The organism is Streptomyces sp. NPDC101234, from assembly GCF_044767525.1.
Classification (GTDB): Bacteria; Actinomycetota; Actinomycetes; order Streptomycetales; family Streptomycetaceae; genus Streptomyces; species Streptomyces sasae.
This window is the reverse complement of sequence record NZ_JBIWOA010000054.1, coordinates 46,705-53,158: the sequence shown is the minus strand read 5'-3', so window position 1 is coordinate 53,158 and position 6,454 is coordinate 46,705. Positions and strand designations below refer to the sequence as shown.

General features: G+C 64.5%; 5 protein-coding genes. 3 read left to right on the top strand and 2 right to left on the bottom strand.

Translation table 11 applies throughout. The features are described 5' to 3' along the window. Nucleotides 1–447: 447 nt before the first annotated feature. Nucleotides 448–1,059, bottom strand: coding sequence for an IS3 family transposase (locus tag ACIRR9_RS51085; RefSeq protein WP_403767408.1), 612 nt, complete (start codon nt 1,057–1,059; stop codon nt 448–450). A 457-nt stretch (nt 1,060–1,516) separates the two neighbouring features. Between ACIRR9_RS51085 and ACIRR9_RS51080 the strand changes: the two genes are divergently transcribed. Continuing rightward, the gene (locus tag ACIRR9_RS51080) at nt 1,517–2,122 is read left to right on the top strand and encodes a reverse transcriptase domain-containing protein (RefSeq protein WP_403767405.1); all 606 of its coding nucleotides are present in this window, start codon (nt 1,517–1,519) and stop codon (nt 2,120–2,122) included. A 169-nt stretch (nt 2,123–2,291) separates the two neighbouring features. Here the strand turns inward: ACIRR9_RS51080 and ACIRR9_RS51075 are convergent, their stop codons facing one another. Further along, the gene (locus ACIRR9_RS51075; RefSeq protein WP_403767402.1) at nt 2,292–3,551 is read right to left on the bottom strand and encodes an IS4 family transposase; all 1,260 of its coding nucleotides are present in this window, start codon (nt 3,549–3,551) and stop codon (nt 2,292–2,294) included. A gap of 776 nt (nt 3,552–4,327) precedes the next feature. Here ACIRR9_RS51075 and ltrA point away from each other — a divergent pair. Continuing rightward, on the top strand, nt 4,328–5,692 hold the full coding sequence (ltrA, locus tag ACIRR9_RS51070) for a group II intron reverse transcriptase/maturase (protein ID WP_403767399.1): 1,365 nt from the start codon (nt 4,328–4,330) through the stop codon (nt 5,690–5,692). A gap of 3 nt (nt 5,693–5,695) precedes the next feature. Beyond that, a complete protein-coding gene (locus ACIRR9_RS51065; RefSeq protein WP_403767396.1) occupies nt 5,696–6,409 on the top strand; it encodes a group II intron maturase-specific domain-containing protein in 714 nt (237 codons plus the stop codon). The last annotated feature ends 45 nt before the right edge of the window (nt 6,410–6,454 follow it).

The window sequence follows — 6,454 nt, the reverse complement described above, 5'->3', positions numbered from 1 at the left end:
GTACGTCACCCCGCTCGAAACGAGATCCTTGCTCAGGCAGAACCTCGTCCCGGCAGCGTAAACACCCGCTGTCCAGTTCGCGGGGGGAACTTCAGTGGTTTGTTGACGGCGGGTTCGTACGGGAGTAGGGCGTGAGATGAAGGCGTCAACTACAGCCTGGGGAGCCTGAGATGACGAAGCGGCTGCCGTGTCCGCCCGCGCCTGGTCCGCTGGAAGCGTACGCGGTCCGTTTTGATGATCTCTTCGGGACACTGGCTCAGCGGCGTGGGTTTCGCGAGTACCTGGCCGGGCTGCTCCTACCCCGGGACCGCAACAAGACGCTGACCTGTCTGACGGCGCCGAACCGGTGGCGGGCGCCCAACATGCGGCGGTACAGCGCCTGCAGTTCTTCCTGTCCGAGTCGGTCTGGGGGCCTTGTCCCCGAGGGGTGGACACCTGTTCGTATCGTTATGCGGCGAGTGTCAGGGTAGCTGACTGCTGCTCGTAGGCGATCGGTGCCTGCTGCCCGTTCGCCGAGTGTCGTCGGCGGGTGTTGTAGCGGGTGGTCCAGCGGAAGACGGCCAGGCGGCAGGCGCGGGCCCCGTCGAAGCGGCGGGCACCGCGGAGCGTCTCGCGTTTGAGGGCCGCGTTGAAGCTCTCGGCGAGCGCGTTGTCCGCGCTCGTGCCGACCGCGCCCATGGACTGCCGCACCCCCAACTCGGCGCAGATATCGGCGAATTGGCGGGAGGTGTACTGGGCGCCGTGATCGCTGTGGAATACAGCTCCGGCCAGGCTGCCGCGGGTCGCGGCGGCTGCCTGAAGCGCGTCGGCAACCAGGGATGTGCGCATGTGGTCGGCGATCGACCAGCCCACGAGCCGGCGCGAGAAGCAGTCGATCACGGTCGCCAGATACAGGAACTCGCCGTCGCCCACCGGCAGGTAGGTGATGTCGGTGTGCCACGAATGCGAAAAGAGAGGTGTGGAATGTAGGTAGGAACCTCTTGGAAAGCAATGCTGCGTGGAAGATGAAGGTAGGCCCTTCGGAACCGCTCTTCGGGGAGAGGTTTCAAACCGCCACATGCTGCGTTGGCTGAAGACCGTCGTGGTGAGCGATGTGGAAAAGGCGCCCAGGAGGCGTCAGGTGGGGATCAGGAAGGCGAGCGCAAGCGAATCGCTGATGACGTGTCGAAAACTTACAGATGGCATCAAAACTGGGGCTGTAGATATGGCTCCAGGACAAGTCTGGCGGAAACCCGGTTACTGGCCAGACGGTGCCCGGCATGGAGGCGACGCGAGCCTGGTCTGCTGCTTTCACGTGGAACGTGGGAAGGCGAGATCTGACATCGCTGTGCGCATGGGCGGCGTGAGGGAGCGTCCCGAGACGGCCGAAACCGCGAGGGACTGAGTACCGAGGTGGATCTCGCCGGCGGACCGGCCCGTAGTAGCGAGGAAGCCCCTGTAACGGGGGTGGAGCGAAGGGGTCGGGTCATCCGTGGCTGTGTTCGTTCGATCAACCAGAGCTCCTGGGAGGAGTCGCATGGACGAGCTGAAGTCTCCAGAAAAGCCGTTTGAGATCTCGAAGTGGGAAGTGTGGGAGGCATGGGAGAAGGTCAGGGCTAACAAGGGGGCGCCGGGCGTGGATGGCTGCTCGATCGAGGACTTCGAGAAGGACTTGCAGGGGAATCTCTATAAGATCTGGAACCGCATGTCCTCGGGTAGCTATTTTCCACCTCCGGTGCGAGCGGTGGAGATCCCCAAGGCCCATGGCGGAGGAATCAGGATTCTTGGAGTGCCCACTGTCGCGGACAGAATCGCGCAGACCGTGGTGGCCGCCCGGTTGGAAAAGCGAGCGGAGCCAAGATTCCACCCGGATTCCTATGGGTATCGGCCTGGACGGTCGGCGCTGGACGCGGTGGCCCGGTGCCGAGAACGCTGCTGGAAACAGGACTGGGTGGTCGACCTCGACATCCAGAAGTTCTTCGACAGCGTGCCCTGGGACCTCGTCGTCAAGGCCGTGGAGGCCAACACCGATGCCGTCTGGGTGAAGTTGTACGTCACGCGCTGGCTCAAGGCGCCGCTGCAACTGCCCGACGGCACCCTGCAACAGCGGGACCGGGGAACCCCACAGGGCAATGCCGGGTAGTTAAGAAACAGCGAGGATTTTGATGTCGGGTGGGTCGGGGTGATGGATGGTGGTTTCGGTGCGGAGCTTCTTTCTGTAGGCGTGGACATGAACGCGTTTGACGGCTCGTGGGCTGGTGCGGTGCCGGCGTCGCGGGTTGAGTCTTTCGAGGATTTCTGTGCGGGCTGTTTCAAGAGCTTCCGTGAGACGGTGAGGGGGAAAAGCCCGCCTGGTCGGTGACCTGGCGGCGGATGATGCGCAGTGATCTGATGAAGGACAGTCTGTCGGGGTCGATGTCGGCCTGGTCTGCTGCCTCGCACATCAGCTGCCGGACCGCGTAATGGGTCAGCAGGAGTGCCCAGATCTCTTGCTCGATCATGTCCGGTGTTTTCGAACGTAGGACGCCGCCGCGGCCGCGCTGGTGAGTCTTGATCTCATCCAGGCTGGATTCGAGTTCCCAGCGTTCTGCGTAAGCGGCCGCCAGCTCGGCGGCGCCGGCCTCGTCGGGATCCATGATCGTGGTGATCAGGCAGTAGATCTCGCCTTTCCCTTCACGGTTGGTCACTTCGTACTCGACGACACGGACCGGGATCCCGGACGGCTCCTCGATACGCGCAGATCCGCGGTAACGCTGGTTCCCGCGCCGGTTCCTGACTTTTGGGTCGAGCAGAAAGGACTCGTACGATCCGTCTTTCAGCGGCCGGACTACCGGGAGATGGGGTCCGTCGGGCATGCGCCACAGCAGATCCGCGCCGGTCGCGGCGGCGGTCTCCCACAGACGGTAGGCGTAAAACCCCCGGTCAGCGGTGATCAGCATGCCCGGCTCGAAGTCGGTGACGAGTTCTTTTGCGAGGGCGCCCTCGTCCACACGCCAGGGACCCAGCCGGGCGGCCACCACAGCGTGTGTCCCGCATTCGCCCAGTCCCACGACTTTCACCTGCGGGAAAGGAGCGGGGTTCTTCGTCCCGCCGGAGCGTCCGAACTCCGCGTCATTCGCGGGTGTATCGGGAATGTCCAGCACGAACCCGTCAATGGCCATCAGCCGCCACCGGCTCAGCCAGGCTCCTTGCGTGCCCCGCTGAGCGCACGGCAGAGCCACCCGCTCGAACAAGACCCGCAAAGGCTCTGGCCCCAGGCGCCGACGCGCCTGGGAAATCGCACTTGTCGTGGGCACCTTCCAGTCCTTCCGCCATGTCCCCAGAAACCGCAGGCCATTGACGAGTAGACGGATCACTTCCTCGTACGACTCGCCGAAGAATAGGCATAGCGCCATGACGTAATAGACAACAACGCGGGCCGGCAGCAGGCGGGACCGCTTCTCCAACCGGCCCGTCTCAGCCAATACCTCATCGACCAGATCCCGGTCAACCAGACGCGTCAGAACCCCGATACCCACCCGGTCCGTCAACCGCGTACCGGAAACCGCCGAGCCACCCCGAACCCCACCCATGACGAAGAAAGATAGCCCGCTTCATCGCCGGCACAAACTGCAGTGACCATGCCGGTTGACCATCCACAACCAACACGGGCGTGTCGTTGTGCATATGTGGAAAGAGAATCCCCAAACACTTATCTACGCGGCATTGCCCCACAGGGATCAGCGGTCTCGCCCGTACTGGCGAACCTGTTCCTCCACTACGCGTGTACGTCCAGGAGTCCGGGCGTCGTCTCAACTTGAAAGAGGTGGAGGGGATGTAACCGGACGTCAAGCTCAGGGCAGCCAGCCGGTGCAAGTCCGGTCCGGGGAGACGCCAGGGTCCCCGGTAGCTGACTCCCGGCGTCGTTCGAGAGGACTGCGTCGAAGTGGAGTGACAAGCGTCCTTCGGGGGCGTGCGACCGACCGGTCCGCAACATCAAGTGAAGCCTGCAGCGTCGTCATGTAGACCCCGCCCGGTGGGGTGGGCCAAGGAGGTGCCGAGCCCGTATGCGTAGGGCGAAGGCCATGGAAGGCGTCCGGGAACCTGGAGCGGGCGCTGAAGAACCTCCCGGCGTAAGGGGCGTGGAACGGTCGGAGGGTTGTCCTGGGAACTGGAGAGGGCCTACTCGGCCCCGGGCATGCGGCCCGGGAGCGTGGCCCGCTTATAACCGGCGGAACCGGGAAGTGGCGGGCTGCCGAGAGGCAGTCGGAGGGGGCCGTAGTAGTGCTGATCGGCGGGACAACATAACCCGCCGGGAGCGAAGGGCCCCTGCTTCATCGATGCGATTCACGAACGGGGAGGGGCCCGGATGAGTGCCGTTTCGGCTAGTCCCATCCGTCGGGAGGAAGGCGTCGCACGACTGGACGGCCGCCCTCTGGACAAGGTCCGAGCCTTGCAGTGGACGCTCTACCGCTGTGCCAAGCAAGAACCCGAACGACGATTCCATGCCCTGTATGGCCACGTCCACCGCATGGACGTCTTGTGGCGGGCATGGTCGATCGTGTGCGCGAACCGGGGAGCCCCTGGCGTGGACGGCGTGACCGTCGACGCGGTGGCGGCCTCGGGGGTGGATGTATTCCTCCAGGACCTGGCGGAACGACTGCGGACGTATACGTATCGTCCGTCGGTGCTGCGGCGGGTCCAGATTCCCAAGCCGGGGCGGCCGGGGGAGTTCCGGCCGCTTTCGATTCCCACCGTGGCGGATCGCGTGGTGATGACGGCCGCGAAGCTGGTTCTCGAACCGGTATTCGAGGCCGGGTTCACCGAGGCGAGCTACGGATTCCGACCGAAACGGTCCGCGATCGACGCGTGCGATGCCGTGCGCGTTGCAGCGAACAAAGGTCGGGAATGGGTGTTCGAGGCCGATATCCGGGACTGTTTCGGGACGATCGGGCACGACGCACTCGTCGCTCAGCTGGCGAGACGCGTGGTGGACCGGTCGATGCTGAAGCTGATCCGGACGTGGCTGCGGATGGGAGTACTGGAGGGCGGGGTGACCTCCCCGACCGGGGCGGGAACCCCGCAGGGCTCACCGATCTCCCCGTTGCTGGCGAACGTCGCTCTGCACGTCCTCGATGAGGCATGGCAGGACGAGGGCCGCCGGCTGGGAGTGCTGGTGAGGTACTGCGATGACTTCGTGGTCCTGTCGCCGACCAGACAACGGGCCGAGCAGGCCCAGCAGCTGGCGGCGAGAGTGCTGGGACAGCTCGGGATGCGACTACACCCCGAAAAGTCCGGCATCACCTGCCTCACCCGAGGCGGGCAGGGCTTCGAGTTCCTCGGCTTCCACCACCGGAAAGTGGAGTCGTGGAAGTGGCGGGGCAGGTTCTACCTGTACCGGTGGCCCTCGCAACGAGCGTTGAAGGTACTGCGGGACAAAGTCCGCGCGGCTACCTCACGCTCTCGGACCGAGCGGCCGGTGGCTACCGTGGTGGCCGAGCTCAACCCCGTGCTCCGGGGATGGGCCGGATACTTCCGCAAGGGAAACTCTGCGCGGAAGTTCGTAGCGGTGGACCAGTACGTCCACGAGCGGCTGGCGATTTTCGCCAGCGAGAAACATGGCCTCTCAGGCCGGAATTGGGCTGCCCGCTACAACTACGGGTGGGTCAGTCGGCTCGGGGTCTTCCGCATGTCCGGAAAGTGGCACGGGGCAATGGCGCATGCCCAGCGGTGAACGATGTCGGAAAGCCGGATGCGGGAGAACCGCATGTCCGGTTTGAAGTGGCGGGGGCTGGAAACGGAGATTCATCTACCGCGCCAGTCCCCGACCCTACTCGACACGTGGATGGACCGGGAGTTCCCGGGCGTCCCGTTCGAAAGGTACGTGGACGACGCAGTTGTGCACTGCGTCAGTGAACGCCGGGCCAGGCAGCTGGTCGAGGCGATCGGGAACAGGATGGAAGAGGTCGGACTGCGACTGCACCCGGCCAAGACCCGGATCGTCTACTGCAAGGACGCGAACCGCGAACGCTCCCACGAGCACACGTCGTTCACGTTCTTGGGGTTCACCTTCCGCGCCCGCAAAGCGCGCAGCAAGCACGGGGTCACCTTCCCGTGTTTCCTGCCCGCGGTCAGCGACGGGGCCCTGAAGAGAATGGGTGCCGAGGTGCGCAGCTGGCGCATCCACCGGCGTACCGGACACACCTTTGCCCAGCTCGCGCGGTTCATCAATCCGATCGTGCGGGGCTGGATCCAGTACTACGGGGCGTTCTACCCCTCGGTGCTGAAGCCCTTCCTCCAGCGTATCAACGCCTACCTGGTGCGCTGGATCCGCCGGAAGTACAAGCGGCTGTCCGGGTTCAAGAAGTCCAAGCAGTGCTTCCAGGACATCACCCGGCGATACCCGGGCATGTTCGCGCACTGGCGCTTGTGCCGGACCTACTGGATGTGACCAGGGTGACAAGAGCCGTGTAACGGGAGACTGTTACGCACGGTT